Origin of the sequence: Mesorhizobium sp. CO1-1-8, from assembly GCF_020164875.1 — a bacterium.
In the GTDB taxonomy this organism is placed as follows: Bacteria; Pseudomonadota; Alphaproteobacteria; order Rhizobiales; family Rhizobiaceae; genus Mesorhizobium.
The window spans coordinates 515,080-536,909 of sequence record NZ_JAIUGZ010000003.1 but is presented as its reverse complement, the minus strand read 5'-3'; the positions used below and the strand labels follow the sequence as shown (position 1 = coordinate 536,909).

9 protein-coding genes are annotated in these 21,830 nt (G+C 64.1%); 7 read left to right on the top strand and 2 right to left on the bottom strand.

The window, feature by feature from the left end; genetic code table 11:
• Positions 1–239 precede the first annotated feature (239 nt).
• The 7 genes from LB558_RS08805 to LB558_RS08775 are packed head-to-tail and all read left to right on the top strand — an operon-like array spanning position 240 to position 18,060.
• Positions 240–1,739: a hypothetical protein gene (locus LB558_RS08805; protein WP_224697187.1), complete on the top strand. Its 1,500-nt coding sequence runs from the start codon at positions 240–242 to the stop codon at positions 1,737–1,739.
• Positions 1,736–2,407, top strand: a complete 672-nt coding sequence (locus LB558_RS08800; RefSeq protein WP_224697186.1) for a S1 family peptidase — start codon at positions 1,736–1,738, stop codon at positions 2,405–2,407. Before LB558_RS08805 ends, LB558_RS08800 begins: the two co-directional genes overlap by 4 nt.
• Positions 2,407–3,957 carry a hypothetical protein gene (locus LB558_RS08795; protein ID WP_224697185.1) on the top strand — a complete coding sequence of 517 codons (1,551 nt, stop codon included), beginning with the start codon at positions 2,407–2,409 and terminating at the stop codon, positions 3,955–3,957. The genes LB558_RS08800 and LB558_RS08795 overlap by 1 nt, the downstream gene beginning before the upstream one ends.
• Positions 3,957–7,322: a DUF6603 domain-containing protein gene (locus LB558_RS08790; RefSeq protein ID WP_224697184.1), complete on the top strand. Its 3,366-nt coding sequence runs from the start codon at positions 3,957–3,959 to the stop codon at positions 7,320–7,322. Before LB558_RS08795 ends, LB558_RS08790 begins: the two co-directional genes overlap by 1 nt.
• The gene (locus tag LB558_RS08785; RefSeq protein WP_224697183.1) at positions 7,319–10,615 is read left to right on the top strand and encodes a hypothetical protein; all 3,297 of its coding nucleotides are present in this window, start codon (positions 7,319–7,321) and stop codon (positions 10,613–10,615) included. The genes LB558_RS08790 and LB558_RS08785 overlap by 4 nt, the downstream gene beginning before the upstream one ends.
• Before the next feature lie 9 nt (positions 10,616–10,624).
• A complete protein-coding gene (locus LB558_RS08780; protein WP_224697182.1) occupies positions 10,625–16,213 on the top strand; it encodes a hypothetical protein in 5,589 nt (1,862 codons plus the stop codon).
• Positions 16,210–18,060: a hypothetical protein gene (locus tag LB558_RS08775; protein ID WP_224697181.1), complete on the top strand. Its 1,851-nt coding sequence runs from the start codon at positions 16,210–16,212 to the stop codon at positions 18,058–18,060. The genes LB558_RS08780 and LB558_RS08775 overlap by 4 nt, the downstream gene beginning before the upstream one ends.
• A gap of 88 nt (positions 18,061–18,148) precedes the next feature.
• On the opposite strand, the gene LB558_RS08770 is transcribed toward LB558_RS08775, so the two are convergent.
• Together LB558_RS08770 and LB558_RS08765 are read right to left on the bottom strand one after the other, a co-directional pair.
• The gene (locus tag LB558_RS08770) at positions 18,149–19,840 is read right to left on the bottom strand and encodes a phospholipase D-like domain-containing protein (RefSeq protein WP_224697180.1); all 1,692 of its coding nucleotides are present in this window, start codon (positions 19,838–19,840) and stop codon (positions 18,149–18,151) included.
• A 1,259-nt stretch (positions 19,841–21,099) separates the two neighbouring features.
• On the bottom strand, positions 21,100–21,813 hold the full coding sequence (locus tag LB558_RS08765; RefSeq protein ID WP_224697179.1) for a S1/P1 nuclease: 714 nt from the start codon (positions 21,811–21,813) through the stop codon (positions 21,100–21,102).
• Positions 21,814–21,830 lie beyond the last annotated feature (17 nt).

Below are 21,830 nucleotides of genomic sequence, written 5' to 3'. Positions count from 1 at the left end.
CATTGGCCCCGCGCGATATCTGTTATTGATTAAAATAAAGTCATTCTACAGATGAGGCGGAAACCTGATGACAAATGCTGTTGCCATGCCATAGTTCCTATGCAACGTTGTGGTTAGCACGAATTTGGCGGCTGCGCGTCCTTCCCACGAGTGGGAACGATTGTTGACGATGCTCGCGAGGCTGCACGTTTCGTCGGGCTGGTCAGATTCTCAACGTGCGAGGCGTAGCGGAGGATGATATGCGTCCCAAGGGCCTGGCGAGCATGGCGCGACCATCCAAGGAGACTGGCAAGCCCGCGCGCAATGCGCACCCTCACTCCAGCAAGCCCAAGGTTGACAGCGGCAACGAGATCACGCCGTTGAACGGCGGCTCCGGCACCGCGAGCATCGTGGTCCAAAAGCCCGGCCAGGCGAAGCCTCTCTACCTCCTGACCTGCGCCCACGTCATCGGCACCAAGAAACCTCTCGATAACGTCGTTCCTGATGTCTATGCTCCGAAAGAGGGCACTTGCACGCCGGAACCGATCGGCTCGCCGGAACCGGATTTGATGGATACGTTTGTCGGCGAGCTCTCGGAGGCCGTCCAAAAATTCTGGAAGATTGGCGACACGCTCTTTTCCGTCGATGCCGGCCTCATCAAACTCAAGCCCGCCGCCCGCGCCAGCAACGTTATCCCCCAGATCGGTGCCATTGCCGCCCAGCCGCGCGACCTCATCGACGAGTGGCATCTCGACAAGGCGGCGAGCCTTGCCGGCTTCGGCGCTGAGAGGTTCATGGACCTGCCGCCGGAGCGGCAGCTCGTCGTGCAAAAGTACGGCCGCACCACACAATTGCGCAAAGGCAAGATCAGCCGGCTGATCAAGGACCGTGCCTTCGATCTGCACTTCCCATCCGCTGTCGACGAACTCGGGCTGATGTTCGAGATCCGCGCCGCGGCCGGCCAGAAGGTGGTCGAGGATGAATATGAGCTCGACCTTGCCGCCTTCGGTCCTGGCGAAACCCTCGACGACGTCGTCGCCAGGTTCGAGCACACGCCCTGTGTCGTCGACAAGGTCGGCGACCATGGTATCCGCATAAAGCGCAGCTTTTTCTCGTTGCCAGGCGATTCCGGTTCGCCCATCGTCGACGAGCAGAAGCGACTCATTGGCATCCTCATTGCCGGTGGCCAGGAAGAGTTGTTCATCAAGGGCGAGCGACCGGTTCGCGTAGAAACCGGCAACTCACAGGGCGTTTTCATCCGTGCCGTGCTTGAGCGCCTTGGCGTCGCCTATCGTGCCGCCGGGCAGAACGCCGCTGGGGACAACCTGATCGTCCCCGGCATGACGATCGCTACCGAGCCGGCCCCCGATTTCGCGCAGTTCCAGCGCGAGGCCGCTATCCTAACCCGCACTGTTGAAGGCCGTCGCCTTACCGATCTCGCTGCCCGCCACGCGGCCGAGGTTCGCAGCCTCATCCACCACAACCGCCGCGTCATGGTGACTTGGCACCGCACCAAGGGCCCCGGGTACATTGTGGCGCTCATGCGCAGCACCCAAGCGCCGCTGCCGGCCGCTATCGACGGCGTATCGCTCGCCGATATGTTGCGCGCCATGCAAAGCGTGCTCGCCGCCGAGGGCTCGCCATCGCTGCGCCGCACCGTCGAGGCCGAGGGCGGACCGCTCATCGTTCGGCTCGCTGGCATAGCCTCACTCGCCGCATTTGCTGAGCGGCTCGAAACCTGCGAACCGGTGCCGGCATGATCCCGGTGCCGCTGCGCATCGCCAACGCGCGCGGCGTGCCGGGCTGCGCAGGTCTGCTGTTGGCAGGGGCCGACCTCATGGTCACCAATCACCATGTGGCGTTCGGTGCTGGTGCCGCCCCAGGTGATACGGTCTGGGCCATTCCGCCTGGCGCCGGTCGGGACGTGCGCCATGCCGCCGTGTGCCTCGGCACCGCGCGCCACGGTGTCATCGGCCGCATCGGCAGCGGCGAGACAGCCGTGTTCGTGGACTGCGCGCTGGTCGAACTGGCGCGGGCGCGCGATGCGCCCCGCTGGCTTGCCGAGACGCTTGCCCAAAACTGGCCACAGCCGGGCGACCGGCCGGCTCTGCACGACCAGGTCAGCAAAACCGGCCCAGCGACCGGTGTGACCGCGGGTCGCGTCCTCGATCTTGACCACTGCGATTGTCCCAGCGACGGTGACACCGTGCGTACCGCCTCTGGCCAGGTGCTTATCGCCTCGGCCAATCCCGCATTGGCTTTTGCCGGGCGAGGCGATTCCGGCGCCGCCATCGTCGACGCCCGCGCCCGCGCGATCGGCCTGCTCTGGGGCATTAGCGGCAATGGCGACGGCATCGCCTCGCCGATCACCGCGGTGCTCGAAGCGCTCGGCATAGGCATGAATGCATCTGGCATGGAGTGTGCGTGATGGCGCACGACAAGCCCGTGGAATTGTTCGCCGGCGTTCAAATCGAGGTCAACGTCCCGCACGCCTTCATCGACACCGGCGGCAGCACCGGCTCGCTGGGCTGCTTTGCGCTTGATGAGCAGAACCGGCCGGTCATGCTGTCGTGTTCGCATGTGCTGTTTCCAGGCTACAAGGCAAGCGCCGACATGGCCGTCTTCTATCCCAATTATTCGTGCACCGGCGGCGGAACACGGGTCGCCACACCTGACTTCGATCCCAAGAAGAAGGCCATTCCCGATGACGGTGCGGAGGGCGGCTATAAGGGGGGTTATGTCGACGGCAAGTGGTTCGGCGGCTTCAAAGACGTTCCAGGCGATAAGTGGGTTGCGGCGCCCAGCGTTGAAACTCCCTTCACGACACTTCACAACCAGCTCTGCTCGCTGACCGACTGTGCGGTTGCCCGGCTCGATCCCGGCGTAAAATACTCCAACGAATTGCCGATCACCGGCGGGCGTATCCCCATCACCGGCATCAACACGGATTATCTGTCGTTGATCGGACCGAACGCAGGGGTTTCGCCAAAGCCTGAACAGTATCTGCGCATCGTCAGCCCGAACAACAAGGGCAGGGTGGTTTACGCCACAATGCTGTTCGACGAGGTCGATAGTTCTTCAAACACGACCGTTGTCCTGGAACCGGACGCGACACATCCCGAGGCGCGCATCGTCACGCCCATTTTCGAGAAGGGCATCACGCCAGACATCGCCGGCGTCGGCGGCAAAACCAGCATCCGGCACATGATCCTGCTACCACGCCCCGAGCCCATAGACGGCGAGCCGGACTATACCAAGCATTACGGTTCAGCACCGGTGCTGGGCTTCGACCAAGGCGATTCCGGCAGCGTCGTCATCGATCATCAGGGCCGCATCGTCGCGATGGTGATCATCCGCGTTGGCTTCAATCCCTATATCATGCTCAAGCGCAAGAAGGATCAGGAGCGCATCGAGTTCCAGCGCGCCGACTTCGTTGGCATTTGCACGCCGATAGAAACCGTGTTTGCGCATCTCAAGCTTCATCTGCCCGATGGGCAGGTCCTCTCCGGCATCGTGCCTGGGACCGCACCGGAAGAGGGGCGCCTGATCGTCCCCGGCTTCTCGCCCGATCCTGTGCTCGCCGCGCGCCTTGCCAGCATATCGGTTATCCGCGACCAGTTGCGCACCAGCCGTCGCGGCCGGGTGATCCTCGCCAAAATCAACCGGCACCGTTACGAGCTGCAGCATCTCCTGGCAGCCAATCGCGCGGTGAATGCCACTTGGCGCAGCCTCGGCGGTCCGGCCTTCTATCACCACTGCTTGACCGCCATCACCAAGCCGACGCATGTCATCCCAAACGTGATCAACGGCGTCAGCCGCCGGCGCCTTGCCACGGCGTTGTTGCCCCTCTTGGCAGCGCATGGCAGTCGTGCGCTTCGTCGCGATATCGATCGCTACGGCCGCTGGCTGCTGGCCGCGATCGACGGCGTCGAGCGCATCGAGGATGTCCCCGTCATCGTCGCCGGAAGGGTGCACTGATGGCGGGACGCGACACCCTGGCGCGGCTTGCCAGCGAATTGACAAAGCTTCTGTCGCCGCTAGCCGAGCTGACGCCGGCAACAGCACCGCGGTTGCTCGCCGAACTCGGGCTGGTCCTCACCCCAGCGCAGGCGCAAAGCTTGGCACCAGCGCTGACGGCGCTCGTGCGCTCCGCCGGTCGCCTTGCCGCGCTCAATCTTGACCTTTCCGCCAAGGTGGATACGGCGGGCGGCGGCGAGGTGCGCCTGTCGCTGGTCGACGAGGCGGTAAAGCTTATCGCAAGTTTTGCCCAGCTCCAGTCGGCGCTGGCGGGGCTTGGCCTGCCTGGCGCCGCGCCGATCATCGCCCAACTGCCGGCACGGCTGCGCGACTATCTGCTGGTCCGCTACTTTGCCCGCAGCCGCGGCGTCAATGAGTTGTTCGAGTTGGCCGGCATCCTAACCCGCACCGATCACAACATCGGCACTGTCGACCCCAATTTGCCGTTCTTCACCAGCAACAGCTTCGACTTCGGCCGCATCCCGCGCTGGTTCTCGGACGCTCGCGGACTTCTGGCCGAACTCTATGGCTGGGGGCAGCCGGGCTTTGACGGCAAAGCGGTGCTGTCGACGGTCGAGCGGTTGCTTGCCGAGCTCGGCCTGCCTGTGCTCTACGATCCGTCGCTGCCGCTGCCTCGGCTCGATGCCGTCTACGCCGCGATGGCACCGCGCCCAGACGTTGTTCCGCATGGTCTCGAGATCGAACTGGCCTACGGCATCGGCAAGGGAACGATGGAGATTACGCGCCACAACTGGTCGCTGAGCCTTGGCGCCACGGCTGACATCCTGGCCGGCACCAAGCTGTTGCTGCAGCCAGGGCAAGTCGGCGTCGAGCCGCCGGACGCGACGAGCCTGAACGGCCGTTTCGGCGCCGACTACACTGCGACCTATGGCGCCAATGCCCCTTTACCGCTTGTCGATCTACCGGGGCTGGCCAGCGTTACCGCCGAAGGCGTCACCGCCAGCCTGGCCATCGGTATCCGGCCGACAGGGGAGGGGGTGCCTGAATTTGGCATTGACCTTCATGGCGGCCACATCCTGATCTCGACCGCCGGTGCCGACGGCTTTATCGCCAACATCCTCGGCGGATTGAAGCTCGAGAGCAATTTCGACCTTGGCGTCGGCTTTTCCGACAAGGACGGCATTTACCTCAAGGGTTCGGGCGGACTTGTCATTCAGCTCGCCTCGCATATCGGACTCGGCCCGGTCGATCTGCGAGCCTTGACGCTGGCTATCGGCATCGATCAGGGCAAATTCCCTGTCGCGGTCACGGCCGATCTCAAGGCCGCCCTCGGCCCGCTTGTCGGCATTGTCGAGGGGCTTGGTGTCAAGGTGGAGATCGCATTCACGCCCGACGGCAACGGCAATCTCGGCCTGGTATCCGTGCAGCCAGGTTTTCGCCCGCCCAAGGGAATCGGCGTCTCGCTCGACGTCGGCGTCGTGCGCGGTGGCGGCTATCTGAGCTTCGACCCGGATCGTGCCGAATATGCAGGCGCCATCGAACTCGCCTTCCTCGACATCGTTACCATCAAGGCCATCGGGCTTCTCACCACCCGCATGCCGGACGGCAATCCAGGCTTCTCGCTGCTCATCATCATGTCGGTCGAGTTCGGCACCGGCATACAGCTCGGCTTCGGTTTCACGCTTCTGGCCGTCGGCGGTCTCGTCGGCCTCAACCGAACCATGAACATCCCGGCGCTGATGACCGGGATCCGCACCGGCGCCGTACAGTCGGTCATGTTCCCGCGCGACATCATCGCCAATGCGCCGCGCATCATCAGTGACCTGCGGGTGCTGTTCCCGCCGCGCGAAGGAACGTTCCTCATCGGGCCGATGGCGAAGCTAGGCTGGGGCACCCCGACGCTCATCAGCGTCTCGCTCGGCGTCATCATCGAGATCCCCGGCAACATTGCCATCGTCGGCATCGTCAAGGTTGCGATCCCCACCGAGGACGCCGCACTCATCCAGCTGCAGGTGAATTTCGCCGGTGCCATCGAGTTCGACAAGAAACGTCTCTATTTCTTCGCCGCGCTCTACGATTCCCGCATTGTCTTCCTGACGCTCGAAGGCGAAATGGGGCTGCTGCTTGCTTTCGGCGACGATGCCAATTTCGTCCTCAGCGTCGGAGGCTTCCACCCGAGCTTCTCGCCGCCTCCGCTGCCGTTCCCCAGCCCGCGCCGCATCGCCGTCAGCCTTATCAGCTCGCCGCTGGCGCGGGTGAGGGTGAGGGTCGAATGCTATTTCGCCGTCACGTCCAACACCGTGCAGTTCGGCGCCCGCGTCGACGTTGTCCTCGGCTTCGACGAGTTTGGCGTGAAGGGCCATCTGGCCATCGACGCGCTATTCCAGTTCTCGCCCTTCCGCTTCATCGTCGAGATTTCCGCATCATTCTCCGTCGACGTGTTCGGTGCCGGTCTGTTTTCCGTGCGTGTCACCGGGTCGCTACAGGGCCCCGCGCAGTGGCGCGTCAAGGGCCATGGCTCTATCTCGGTGTTGTTTTGGGATCTCGACGTCGACATCAACGAGAGCTGGGGCGAAGACCGCCCAGTCCTCTTGCCGCCCATCGAGGTCATGCCGTTCCTCACCGACGAACTGGCCAAGCCGCAGAACTGGCGAGCCCTGCCGCCGGCGTCGGGCAATCTCCTCGTCAGCCTCCGCCCCATGCCGGCGGAGGAAGCCTCACATATCCTTCATCCGATCGGCGTGCTCGCCGTCAGCCAACGCGCCGTGCCGCTCGAGATCAAGCTCGACAGGATCGGCAACCGCAGGCCGTCCGACGTCAATCGTGTTGCGATCACCGTCGCCGCCGGTGGCCTGGATCGCGTCGACGACGCCATGGAATTGTTCGCCCCGGCGCAGTTCCGCGATTTCTCGGACGCCGACAAGCTTTCGCGGCCAGCTTTCGCCTCCGAGAAATCGGGGCTGCATCTCGCGCCCGGCGGCACCGCGCTTCGCACGGGCCACGCCGTGGTGCGCAATGTGCGCTACGAAGAAATCATCATCGACAACAACTTCAAGCGTTACCAGCGCAGCTTCTTCCTGTTCGCCAGCACGCTTTTCTCATTCTTCCTGGGTGGGGCGGCGATCAGCAAGGCTTCCGTCTCCGCCGCCGCCGCGAAGAAGCTACAGCCTTTCGACGACAAGATCTCCATTGTCCCCGAAGCCTTTGGCGTGGCCCTTCAGTCAACCAACAAGCCACTCTCGGCCGCGGCTGCGTCCTTTGCCAGCGAATCTCTCGCCCACGCCTTCCTCACCGATCTCAAAGCCGCCGATCCCGCCCTCGCCAGCACGCTCCACATTGTGCCAAGCTTCGAGATGGCAGCATGACCGACCTCGGCACCTACTCCTTCGTCCCCTGGATCAGGCACGGCCTTGCCAACCAGATTGCGACGCCGGATACCGACACCTCGGTAAAGGTCCGCGCCACGATCGACATCGAGCTTGACCTGGTCGGCGACAAGCCGGACGGCACGGCCTTGCCGCTGCCGGTCAAGCAGAAGATTGCGCTCTATGGCCCAGGCGATGTTGTCGGCGTCGAAAGCCGTGCCGTGGTGCGCACTGAGCCACGCGCCGGCAGCACCAACTTCGAGCCGAATTATCTGGCTGCCATCGAGTTCTACGATGAGGACTTTCCCTGGCGCTACAGCCCGATTGCGCCGGATGCGGGGCGAGACCGGCTGCGTCCGTGGCTGGCCTTGATCGTCCTTGCCGAGAACGAGTTCAAGGATGCACGGCGTCCGAGCGCGGCCTCCGCCGATGCCATCCAACTGCTTGACATGGCCGTACTGCCGCGCGCCGATGACCTATGGGCATGGGCCCACGTCCACGCCAACCGACGCCTGGGCGCCGCTGGAGAGATCGTCGCTACCGATGCCGCCGCAGTGCAGTCGCGGTTGACAGGTGTGCTGGCCGAGAACGCCGATCTTGCCTATTCGCGTATACTCAGTCCGCGTCAGCTATCTCCCAACACCGGCTACCAAGCCTTCCTGATGCCCACATTCGAAGCCGGACGCCGGGCCGCGCTCGGCATCGAATTGGGCGACGTGGCAGCAGCATTGTCATCTTGGGCTCCCGGCGCCGGGCCCGATCCGCAGCTATTCCCCTACTACTATCGCTGGTCCTTCCGCACCGGCGCGCGCGGCGACTTCGAGACGCTCGTTCGGCTGCTGAAGCCGATGCCCGTGGACCGCCGAGTCGGCGTGCGGGAGATGGATGTGCTCGATCCCGGCCCCGGCATTCGTCCGCTCGACAGCCCCGGCATCGACGGCATCCTCAAGCTCGGTGGCGCTCTCCGCCCTCCAATGCCCAAGCCGGCGCCGGGAGCGCCGCCGCCGGCGCCCGACCTTTACGAGCACTGGGATGCGGCATTCCCGGTGCCTCTGCAGGTGGACCTTGCAGCGCAAGCCAACCTGCCGGACACGCTCATCGAAGCCGGCGACCCGGACCCCACCATCGCACCGCCGCTTTATGGCACCTGGCACGCGCTGACCAGGCGCCTCGCCACCGATCCATTGGAACAGCACGAGGAGGACAAGCTCGACTGGGTGCGCCGCATCAATCTCGATCCGCGCTTCCGCGCCCCAGCCGGCTTCGGCACCCGCATTATCCAGGATCAGCAGGAACGCTATATGGACGCCGCCTGGGGGCAAGTCGGCCGCATCCTCGAGGCGCAGCGCCGCATCCGGCTTGGCCAGATGGCTGTCGCGGTCAGCGATGTGTGGTTCGACCATCATTTGATGCCCCTGCTGACGGTGAGCCCGCAACAGACATTGCTGCTGCTTGCACCACTCAACAAACGTATCCGCTCGGGTGAAGGGGTGACGCTGTATCACCAGCAGGGCGAGAGTTTCCTGCAGCCGGCGATGACATCGCCAGCACTTCGCCGCATCATTCGCCCGCGCGGCCGCCTGATGCGCACGCTGCCCGCGACGCCAGCTGGTCTGCTCGATCGCGCCGCTTCTGGCTCGATCAACGCCGCCCCGCCCAAAGTCGCGCCACCCGGGCTCTACACCAAGGACGATGCTGCCAAGGACATGTTGCCGAAGCTACCCGCCTGGCTGATCGCGCTGGCCCGCAAATCGTGGCTGCCATGGCTGCTGGTTGCCATTGCGGTGCTGGTCATCGTGCTGGTGCTCGTTGTGTTGGCACCGACACTGGCGTTGCCGATCGTTGCCCTGGTCATTGCCGTCTTGTTGTTCCTGCTGCGGTGGTTGTCGCGGATGAAGGCCGCCATCGCTGGGTCCGACGCACTCTCGACGATCGACCCCGGTGCAGTGTCTAACTGGCCGCCAGCGCCGGGCTTCCAGGTCGGCGATCCCGGGGCGTCATACACGCCCGGTCCTGGCCCCGACAGCACAGAGGCGGGCCGGCTGAAGGATGCCATCCGCGATACGCTGGAGCTCTACACCGAAAGCGAAAAGGTCGGTCGCACGGCCGAGCGCCGCCCCTTCGACCTAGGGGGTGCCGCCGGAGCGGCACTCAAGGCGATCGATCCACGCCTCACCATTCCTGGGCGTATCAGCTTAGGCATCTTCCTGCCGCCCCGCATCCGTTTCGAGATCGGCGAAAGCTTTGTCGAACCCATGGCATATCCGGTGATCGACGCGCCAATGTACAAGCCGCTGACCGATCGCTCGCCCGAACTGTTCCTGCCCAACATCAATCTCATCCCGAACAACTCGATCACCTTGCTCGAGACCAATCAGCGTTTCATCGAGTCCTACATGGTGGGGCTCAACCACGAGTTCGCCCGCGAGCTGTTGTGGCGCGAGTTCCCGACCGACCAGCGCGGTTCAAGCTTCCGCCAGTTTTGGGATGTCGACGGCATGCTGCTCCCGGCCGGCACCGATCCTGAAGCGCGCCGCGACAAACTGCGCGACATCCAGCCGCTGCATCTGTGGAGCAGGGCAAGCAAGCTCGGCAGCCACGACAATCGCGAGCGGCCGGGCGACGATGAGGAAGAACTTGTCCTCGTTATCCGCGGAGAACTGCTGAAGCGTTACCCCAACGCCGTGGTCTATGCCCACCGTGCCTGTTGGCAGCGCCACGACGATGGCACCGCCGCCGACAAGGCCCGCGAGCCTTGGCTGCGTCACGGTCCGATCGACAAGACCAAGGAGCGTCGCCTCTTGCCATTAAGCGATGTCGAGGAAGCCGATCCGCCGCGCGCCAAGCTGCGCACACCACTTTACGAGGCCAAGGTCGATCCCGACATCTATTTCCTTGGCTTCGATCTCACGGCCACAGACGCCAAAGGACCGATAGCGCCGGCGGGTGACGAGGACGATCCGGGCTGGTTCTTCATCATCAAGGAACGGCCGGGCGAGCCGCGCTTTGGTCTGGACACCGACAAACAGCCACGGCTCAACGTCTGGAGCGATCTCGCCTGGCTCGACGTGCAGCCGGATGCGAGCGCCGCCAATCTCGATCTGTCCGTTGCGCCGGCGACGCTTGCCCTCGTTGAACCCACCGGCACCGACAGCGAGAAAGCCCCGCAATTTGCCGACGATGCCAAGGTCGGCTGGAACCGCGACGCGATGAGTTCGGCCGAGTTCGCCTACATCCTGTTCCAGTCACCGGTGCTGGTCGGCGTCCACGCCTCGGAGATGCTGCCCTCATGAGGTGTCGCTGTGGCTGACTTGACGACAGCGCGCGCTGAACTTGCGGCGGCAAAACACAATGCCGAGGTCGCAAAGGCAGACACCGAAGCGCGCGACCGAGCGCTCGCGCGCCTTGAGCGGCGGTTGGACGATCTCGAGCGCAGCCTCGATGCACGAGATGAGCAACAGGTTGCGGCGCGCGACGACCTCAGGCGCAAGCGCGGGCAAGCGCGCAGCCTTGCCGAGACGACAAAAGCCCTGCGCAAGGATGCGCTTGAAAAGGTCAAGCAGGCGGCCGCGGATTTCGCCGCCTTCACGGACCCTCGCATCAACATGCCTGCGCTGGCGACAGGTGTCCCCATCCTCATGTTGCCGGTCCGCATCGAAACTCGTTTCAAGCCGGCGGCGGCGGCCGAGCCGCACACGCCCGCGCATGGCGACCAGCTATGGCTGCGGATCTATCCGGACGATTGTTGGATCGACACCTTCGACCAGGCTTTGAGCGAAGCGGAGGCAATGAGCGCGGCGCGCTACTGGGCGGGATTGTGGCAGGCCGGGCAGATCGAGGCAGAGGAGCGCGCGGCATGGCGAGCGCTCGCCGAGGCGCATGGCACGGGCAGGGCGCGTTACATCGTGTCGCTCTATCCGGATCTGTCGGCAGCGCCGCGCCCGGTTCGTGTCGTGCCGTCCGATGTCGTGCTCACCATCGTCCTTGACGCACCGCGACCGGACGCAGAGGCAACTGCGCTCATCGCTTACTGGCAGGCTGCATTTCTCGCCGCCAACAACGCGGCGCGCTTAGCGACAGCCCGCGCCAGCCTTGCCGCATCCCTACCGGCCGCCGATCTCGATGCGCTGCTCGACGCCACCTCACCGACCAATCTCGCTGCGGCCTCACCGCGCACTGCCGACGGCAGCGAGCCGAAGGTAAGTGTCGCCATCCTGGTCGTACCGCCGATCGCCACCGGCCGTTCGACCTTGGGAGCAACGCCGCGCATGACCATCCTGCCTGAACGGTTCGTGTTCATCGGCCAGCGGGCCGGGGAGGCGCCGCTGGTGGTCATGGGCGAGCAGGTGCCGACGACGGTTGCGGCCGGTGTCGACCCCAATGCGCAGGGTGACGACCAGCTGCACCACGACGATGACGGCAATCTCGTGATGAGCGAGGATGTCAAATGGATGTCTGACTTCGACGCGGCCATCGTGATCGGACTGGCGATGCGTATCGACCTGACGCCGGCCCAGCTGCGCGGTGGATTTGACCGTGTCTTTGTCGTTGGCATTCGCTTCAGCACCGACGCGGTCGGTTCGGCTGCCGAGTGGGAGGCCCTGCTGCTGCACCATTTGCGGAGCCGCAAAGGCCTTGCCGTGGTGGGGCAGGGCACGCCAACCAACAACACCGAGGCCGGTGCCTCTGGGCACGGCCGCCTCGACGATCCCGATGCCGCCTTCGACGCGTTGCACGCGCCTCAGTTCACGGTCGCCAACGCGGCTGCCGAACGCCGGGACGGCCAGTGGCTCGCCGATGCGCTCGGCATCGATCCAGCAGTCTTCCAGCATGTGACCGGCGCGGCAGGCACCGACCGGCGCACGGCACGCGCCATGCACGAGGCGCTGTGGCCATCAACGCTTGGCTATTGGATGGAGACGTTGATGGCACCGGCTTTCGACGCCAAGACGATTGAGCGCACGCGTCTTTTCTTTGCCGCCAACGTTGTCGCGGGCGGAGGTGTTGGGACGATCCGTATCGGCAACCAGCCCTACGGCATCATGCCGGCCACCGCCTTTTCCCGCATGACGTGGCTGACCGCACCTGGCGCGGGTCCGCTGCTGGCGGCCGACAATGGCGACCGGCGCTATCTGGCGGCGCTGCGCCGGCTGATAGCCTCGGTCGAGCCGCACTGGCGGACCATGGCGGACGGTGTGTCTTTCGTCGGCAAGCCGGGCGATCCGCATCGCACACTGCTCGACATCGTCGGTCTCCATTCCGGCTCCGTCGAGTGGTCGCAGCGCTACGCTGACAGCCTCAAGGTGGTCTTCAACCAACTTTCGATGCTTGGCCTTGGTGGCCTGTTCGAGACCATTCGCATTGCCCTGGAACGCGTCGGTTCGATGGCGCTGCTGCGCAATTTCGGCTTTGCCGGCGAAAGCACGCCGCAACTGCTGGAGCTGCTTTTTCACGGCAAGCACAATCTGTTGAAAGGCGGCGTTGTTGACGACCGGCCGCTGTCGGAGAGCAACAGCATTCGGGCCTGGACATCTGACGGCAGGGACTACCTCGACTGGCTCGACGGTGCGGCGCGGACCTCGCTGGATGCGCTCTACCGCCAGGATGGTTTCGTCGACGACAAGCCCCCCAAGCCGCTGCTTTACATCATGCTCCGCCACGCGCTGCAACTGGGCTATTACGACGTGGCGGTGCGGCTGCGCGAGGATGCGGGCCTTCTCACCGGCGCCGACCTTCTCGCCGCGCGAGTTGAGCAGCCTTTCCTGCACATCAGCGATACGGCGACCCTGAGCGAGAGCCGATACCGGCTGCTGCTCGACACGGCACCGACGATCACAGGCCTTGCGTCCCGGCCGCTTGCTGAGCACATCGCTTTGCAGCTGGAAATCCTGCCTCTCGCTTTCGGGCTGCGCACGCAACTGGCTGCGATCGAGCGGCTGAAAGGACAGCCGACGGCGCAGCTCGAGCGCGCTTTCGCCGACCATGCCGATTGTCTGGGCTACCGTCTCGATGCCTGGCTGCTTGGTCTGGTCAATGTGCAGCTCGGTCGGATGCGCGGCATGGACGAAACAACCGCGGCCACGCGTCGTGGTCTCCACCTCGGCGCATTCGGCTGGCTCGAGGAGGTTCGCCCGGAAAACAAGGTGCTCACACCCGTCGTGCTCGACGATCCGAAACTTGAGGCTGTCTTTGGCTCTCCCGAAGAGCCACCGTTGATGCGCGACAGCACCAGTCAGGGTTATGTGCATGCGCCGTCGCTGAACCATGCCGTCACCGCGGCGGTGCTGCGCAATGGCTACCTCAGCAATGCCGGCGAGCAGAATGCCGAGACGCTGGCGGTGAACCTCAGTTCGGCGCGGGTGCGGACCGGGTTGTCGCTGCTCGAAGGCATACGCGGCGGCCAGAGCCTCGGCGACCTCCTCGGCTACCGCTTCGAGCGCGGCCTGCACGACCGCCACGCGCAAGCCGAGGTCGACAAGTTCATCTTCGAACTCCGCAAGGCCTTCCCTCTGCGCTTCAACCGGATGGCTTCGACCACGACCGAAGAGGCGAAATCGGTGGAGTCGATTGCCGCCCGCAACGTCGTCGACGGCCTCGCCCTGGTCGAGCACATGCGCAAGACCGGCAACAAAGCCTATCCCTTCGGCAAATCCGGCCTACCGCATGCCACGCCCGACGAAGCCAAAGTGATCAGTGAGGAAGCCGGACGCATCGCCGACGCCCATGACGCGGTCGCCGATCTGGCCCTGGGCGAAGGCGTCTATCAGGCGGTGATGGGCAATTACGACCGCGTCGCTGCCACCTACGACGCCTACGCGCGCGGTGCCTTCCCACCCGAGCCCGACATTGCCCGCACGCCGCTTCAGGGCGTCGGGATCACCCATCGCGTTGCCCTCCACCTCGACGCCGGGACCGATCCCAGCTTGTCGCCGATCGCCGCTGTTTCGATGACACCTCGGGCGCTGGCCGAGCCGGCCCTCAACCGCTGGCTCGCCACCGTGCTGCCGCCGAGCGCTGACATCGGCTTGACCGTGACCTTTCGCGACGCGGCGACCGGCACCCAAGTGCAGCAACCGCTGCGTCTGGCGGATCTCGCCCTGCAGCCCATCGACATCGTCGCCATCGTTGCTGCCGACGTTCCGCAGGCGATGGCCGAACTCGACGATCGCGTCTGGCGCCATGTTGGTCAAACGTTTGGTGCACGTCCAGACGTGCGCCCGGTGATCCAGTACATGGGTCGCGGCGGTGCCCCGCTTTCCCTATTCGAACTCACCCCGCTCTGCGCCAGTCTGAGGCAGCTGCTCGACCGCTGCCGGCCGTTGAAACCAACGGACCTCGCGCTGGTCAACGAAGCGACGATCGACCTTGATGGCGCACCCGAAGCCGATCCCGGGCGGCTCGTCACGGTCAGGGATGCCCTCGCGGCCCTGAAGGTCGACTGTATGGCGTATCTGGGCACTCTTGAGGCGCTATTGGCCGATACCGCCGTCAATGAGGCGGCGATCCTTTCCGGTTACGACGCACATCTAGAGGCCGCTGCCTCGCTGCTGCAACGCGCCACTGCGTTCGGTATCCGCGAGGCGGGCTGGGGCGGCCTCTACGAAACGCGGCAACGGCTTTACCGGGAGATCATCGAACAGACCGAAACAATTGCCCGGGCGTGGGCGACGATCCTTGGCGATCATGATGCAGCCATGCTCGACTATGCAGCGCTGCCGGCAAACATCGCCGGCGAGGAACGCTTCCGCATCCTGGTGACCGCCGAGAAGCTGATCGCCACCACACAGACCGTGCCAGCGCCTGCGACGCCCGTCGCCTATGTCATGGTGATTACCGCTCGCCGGGCGGCCTTTGCGGCCCGGCTAGGCCAACTCGCTGGTCTTTCACAATCGGCCCGCACGACGCTATCAGACCTGTACGCGGACGCTACTTTCCTGTGGCCGCTGGATGACTTTCGCCCAGGCCAGTCCGACCTCGGCGCATCGCGCACGGCGATGATGCACGCGACCGAAGATCTGCAAAGCCTCATCGAACAATTGTCGTTGGCCGTTGGCGGCCGCGTGAAGCGCGCCGACGATGGGTTTGCCGCCCATGCCGCGGCACTCGATCCGGCGGAGTCCGTTGCCGCGCTTGAGAGCGTAGGCAAATCGCTGTTTGGCGAGGACTTCCGTCTCATCCCGCGCTTCCGCCTGTCTGCTGCTCGCTCAGTGGAGGTTGCCAACGCGTTGGCGGCATGTCGTTCCGGGACGACCGTGTCGCATCTCACCGCACCGGCTGATCCGTCCATCGCGCCGATCGCTTTCCCCGTTGATACGTGGCTGCATGGAGTCGCCCGCGTTCGCGAGAAAATGCATGCCTGCGAGGAGACGATGATCCTCGGGGCTGCCTTGGGCGGCGGCGAGCCGTCGCTTGATGCGCTGCAGCTTCCGTTTGCACCGGACGACCGTTGGCTTGGGCTTGCCTTCCCGCCCGATCGGCCCCCGAGCCATGACGAACTGCTCTACACGGCCATTTTCGCCGCGCCCTTCGATGGTAGCCGGCTGCAATGTGGTCTGCTTCTCGACGAATGGTCCGAGATGATCCCCGGCGATACGGCGCAGACTGGCATCACTTTCCACCATGACCGCCCCAACACCGAAGCGCCGCAAACCATGCTGCTGGTCACCCCAAGCGATCACCACGCGCCGTGGGCGTGGGAAGACCTGGTGGACGCGCTGGGCGAGACCCTGGATCTGGCCAAGCTGCGGGCTGTCGAGCCTGTGCAGGTCGATGCCTCCCCGTTCGCGCCCTTCCTGCCGGCGACGGTCATGGCCACCCAGGTGAACCAACTCACCATCGCCGCGCACCTCGCCCTCAACAACGCCGTCAAGCTGACCGGAGTGGCGCCGTGAATGAAAAACTGCTGACCGCCAATCTCGTCGAAGTCATCGCGCGCCGCACGCGCCCGGGTATAACCGTCTGGAACCGACTCGAGGGCCGGCCCCGCGCCGAGAATTTCGAGCGCGCGCTGCAGGCCGAAGTGCGCGACCCGCTCTGGATGCTGACCCGCCAGTGGCAGATGGGTGAGTTTCGCGGCGACGATGCTGGCTCGCCGATCTTCGCCAAGACACATGTCGAAACCCGGCCCTTCGATCGGTTCCAGCCCGCTTCGGGGCCTGTCGAGGCCTTTCCGGAGACCTTGCCACTGGAGAGCCGCGTTGAGCCGCTGCCAATTGCTTTCGGGCTCGGCAAGACGACCCTTGCCCTCGATCTGCGCCTGCTCATGGGCCGCTACTGGCTGAAGCTCATGAACTCGCTCGCACCGGCCGCCCGCAGCCAGTACATTGCGGCCTATCGCATCGACGCCCCCGATCCGACGGTCCTGGAGGCCGCCGCCATCGCGGCGCACCCCGAGGCGCTGGCTCATCTGCACGCTGTTGCCGGTCGCTGCATGGATGGCGGCAAGCTCTATTTGTTCCTCAAGGCCGATCCGGCCAACCGCGCCTCAGCCGGTATCGCGGCGCTTGCTGGCCAGGAGGCCGCGGCAGATGATCTCGGCCAACGCTTTGTGGACTGGTTCGACGGGCTCATTGCTCAGCCGGCAGAGCAGTCGGCCTTTATCCCCGAGCATCTTGAATATCAGTTCTCCTGTTCGACCGCCGACGGACCCAGCGATAAGGTATATACCGCCGAGGAGTACTTTCACGGTCACCTCGACTGGTACAATTTCGACGTCGACCCGAGACGTGCATCCCTCGACGGCGCGCCACCCACGATACCGGCCGCCGATCCTGCCACCTCGACATTGACGGTGCTGCCGACCAACGTCACCTTCAATGGGATGCCCAACACCCGCTGGTGGGCGTTCGAGGATGGCCAAACCAATTTCGGTGATATCAAACCCGATACGACGGACCTTGCCAAACTGCTGCTCATCGAGTTCGGCCTCGTCTATGCCAACGACTGGTTCCTCATCCCGTTCACCGTCCCAGCCGGCAGCGTCGCCAAAGTGCGTGGCATTGCCGTCACCAACGTCTTTGGCGAACGCATCTGGGTCGAGCCGGCTGGAGCCGGCGATAACGATGACTGGCAGCGCTGGGGGATGTTCCAGTCCACCGTGCTTGGTCCCGGCGGTAAAGCAGAACTTGGCCTCGTCGTTCCACCAGCGGCGCAAAAGACGATCGAGGCGGCACCGCTCGAGGAAATCCTCTTTGTCCGCGATGAAATGGCAAACATGGTCTGGGGCATCGAGAAAACCTTCCCCTCGCCAACAGGCGCACCGAAGGCGGGAAGTGTCGCCGCCACCGAGACCCGGCACTTCTTCGAGGCGGCTGCGAAGAGCGATCCGGGCGATCTTGCGCCCCCACCGGCCCCGGGGGCCAAAATCCGCTACAAACTGATGAGCAGCGTCCCGGAACATTGGATCCCGATGGTTCCTGCGCACGCGGTCGGATCAGGCCGCGAAACCGAACTGCAACGGGCGGGAATGCTGAGAATTCTCGACGGAGCTGCCCCCGTCAAGGTGCGTCCGCGCACGCCGATGCTCTACCGCGGGCTCGAGCGCGATCCCGCGCAGGCGCTTTTTGTACATGAGGAGGAAATCCCCCGCGCAGGCGTTCGCGTCACCGCGAGCTACCAGCGGACGCGTTGGCGTGATGGTCGGGTGTGGCTCTGGTACGGGATGCGCAAGCAGACCGGCCGAGGCGAAGGCTCAAGCGGCCTCGCCTTCGACCGCATCGTTCCGATGGGCGACACCTGACCGCATGACCGAGGTCCACTGTTCGTCAGGCCGAGATAGTGGTGGTCCTGATCGATGAACGATGGCGCGCCGCATTTGAATCAGCCACCTACGCAAACAACTCGCGGTCCCTGATTTTGACGGGATCTGTGAAATCCTCGGCCCACCAGGGGGCTTCACCGGCACCCGGCGGTCTTTGCAACGCCAGGGATTTCTTTGCCTTCGCCGCGTCGTCTTGGGTGACGCGGAAGTGGTAGTCGTCGAAGATGCGGAGCCCCTCCACCATGTACGAGGTGGCGATCTTTTGGTCCCGGATCAGCAGCAGATTCTCGCCGTTTTGCAGGTCTGCGGCGCCGCTGAAATTATACGAGCCTGTCCACACGCGGGCATTGGGTGTGTTGAAGTCGAGGACGATGAATTTGTGATGCAGGTTTGGCCCGATGCCGCTTGAGGGCTCGACCTTGAACGGCGTTGGCACGTGCTTGTTCAGCCGGGCGAAATAGACCGGCGCGGTATTCCCGTTGGGCTTGTGAACGACGACGCCCGTGTTTTTGTCGGAGATGCCGTAGGTGAAGATCGGACTGTTGGTCGCGGCCTCCACGGCCTCGGTCACGGCGCCGGGCGTTATGCTGAGGAAGGCAAGCGAGTACAGGAGCGACGTCTCGGCCTTCTGCACGTCCTTGCCGATTTCGGCCAAGCGCGCACGGCCCTTGTCGTGGGGCGAGAAGGTGATCTTGGCGTCGATGCCGGCGAGGCCCAGCGGGTGCCAATCCGGGGAGGTTCCGTCGGTGAACCCTTCCTTCTTCCAGTATGCTTCAAACGCCGCCTTGAGCGGGGCAACGGCCTGGGCGCCTGTCAGCAGCACGGCGTTGTTCGATTGAACGTAAAGGCCACGCCAGCTGAAATTCGTCGATCCGCAAACCGCGCGCGGCATGGCCGCGTCGACGATGATCATCTTGTTGTGCTGCAGGCCACCCATGTGTTCGCGCTTGACGTTCGCCGCACCGGCCGAGGCAATCAGCAAGCTTTCCGACTTCGTCTCGCCGCTGGTCTCCAGGCCATGCTTGTCGCTGTCATCGATAATGATCCTGAGCCGCGGGCCCAACGCAAGCAGGCGATCCATGATCTCCCGCTCGCTCATGTCATACGCGACCATGCTGACCTTCGCGGTCGGATCGGCCACCGCCGCGTCGAGCAATGCAAAGATCTCTTGCCGGGCTTCCAGGCCCATCCATTCGTAAGCTTCGGTCGCCCTCGGATGGGTCGGCACGAAGGTGGTGCCTTGGGCAACCCTGGCTGGCAGGAGGGCCTTCAGCGAGCCACCTTCTTGGAACTTGTCCACGAACGACTGGGACGCGATATAGCCCCTGGTGAAAGCGACGTTGATTTTGCCGGGATAGGTTTCTTTGCCGAGATCGATCGTTGCCGTCTGGGGCTCGCCGGGAGTCAGTGCGCCAGCGGCGTCCATGAACATGGCCGTCACCGTGAAGGTGTATGGGCCCGGAGGCGGTTCGTCGTGCGGGAACACCACCCATCTGAACTTCTGGATCGGGGCCTGCGTTGTCGGGAAGCTCTTGTAGCCTTTGGGGTTCGGCGCGCCCTCGAAATTCAGGCGGTTGCCAACGGTTATTGGCTTGAGGATGCCAGGCGGCTGATACTGGATCGCGAAACCGGCGAAATCGTTGGAGGGCTTTCCGGTGCGCCAGTTCATGGCGACCAGCGCCATTCTCTCACCGCGGTGAACCTTGAGCGTGAATAGCGCCTTGGCATTACTGCCCGCAGCCTGAAACCCGTCCGCCATGACCGCCCCCCAGCCTCTAATGAGCATCGTGCCGTGTTTTGGCGAAAAGAGCAATCCGTGTTCACTTCACCGTCGAAGTATATTGTTTCGCATGAACACTGCTGTTTAAAGCGTAGTTGATGAGTTGACTAAATTTTCTCTCGCCCACATCTGCTTCGCCGCCACCGGACATTTCATCCGCGCGCCAGGACAGCTTAATTTTTGACGCGCTCTGGATGTGCGACGGGATTTGTTGGACAGTGCGGCGATCTTGGCCAGAATACGGGGGATGACGAGTGCCAGTAGTAGTAAGGCTTATCATAGGTGTGCTGATAGCATGCAGTTTGGGCACGGCCGCCTTGGCCAAGGACGGAAGGGCGTCTCCGGCCAAACTGCAGGAACGCGTCAGGGCTTGGCTGGAGCCCCGCGTCGGCGATAAACGGCACGACGGGCAGTACATGCGACAGGACTGCCACGATGCGGACCTGACACAACTCCCGGACTGGAAGGGCTTGCCGGTTCAGACCTGCACCTACACCGACACGCAGTTCCCAGACGACAATGTCACCACGACAGCTTACCTGCTGTTCCCCACTGCGAAGCAGCTTGCGAGCTGGGTCGTCAACGCCTGCATCGATGCCGGTCGGAAAGACCTGACGACCTGCACGGGGCGGCTGACCTCGCGCTTGTGGTACGCGTCGAACGCCCAGTTCCCTGTTGCAGGCTATGTCGTGGAGCCGGCCCAAGGTGACTGGAAATACCCGAACGATCCTTATTGCCTGCTCTTCCGTGATGGGGTGACGGTGACCACCGACAGCTATCCAGACACAACCCACGCCGTCGACAACGCGGACCGGTCAAGGCAGCCTTCGAGCCAGCGGTCAAGGCGTTCCTGTACGGCCGCCCGACCTCGGTCACCCGCGAAGCATATAGCGAGGCCGGAGCCGGGGACGTCGGCAGCGCCGCGGCCAGCTCGCCGCAATTTGCGGCCGAGATTGGTCGAACATTCCGTAATGCGTGGAGCCAGAAAAAGAACCTGCTGTTCCTGGCTGCGGTTGCAGAACTCGGCGCCTGCGATGGCAATGTCTGGACCGGTGCACCGCCGAAGCAACGCGGCTGCGAAGCGATTAAGAAATAGGGGAGGTCCAGGAGCCAATCGCTAGGGCAGGGGACACGCCGGCGCCGTGCCAAGCCACCGATTGAGTACCGCCGCGAGCCGGAGGCCGGCCCGGCCGAGTTGTTCGTCAACGACGGGGAGCGCCTTGGCGTAGTAATCATCGTTAAGCGGTGATCCGACGACCAGGCCGGCGAGCCATCTCCTGCGCCAGCGTGTGGGCTTCGAGGGCCCAGGCTGTTGGATCGAGTGTCTGGGATGCCTCCGGGTGTTTGAGCAGCCAGTCGCCCTCCAGGCGATCGACATACGATCCCCAGGCGTAGGTCGTCTGCTTGATGATCGTGCTATCCCATACGGCGTGGAGGTTGTCGGCCGGCACCTTGGGCGGGCTTTTGATCAGGCCACCGAACTTGACGGTCACGGTCAAGGTGTTTTCCCCGGTGTTGTCCGCCACCGTGTGAAACGGCTGATGCAGATCACCGACAATATGGATCAGGTAGCGCAAACTATCCCGCCTGGTCCCAGGCTCTGCGGCACAGGTGATCTCATGTTCGGCGCGGTCGATCTCCGCGACCGCGCAATCACCCCCCGAATTTGCGGCACATTCAGAAACCGGGTCGTACTTGTCATCCGCAAGGGGGATGTCGACAAAATGCCAGTTGTAACTCTCGGGATGCTGGGCGTAGCGCACGTCGTCCGCCCAGCTCGCCACGGACGCCATCGAGACCTCGCCCCCAAGGATGCGCTTGACCTCCGCAAGAGCCGTGGCTGACAGCCGCCGCTGAGCAATTTCGGCGACGATCGCGTGACCTTCCGGACCCCACGCGTAGGCGGGGCTCCACGCAGTCGTCATCACCAACGCGACAATCCAGCGGCGCATTCGCATCTCCCTTACCT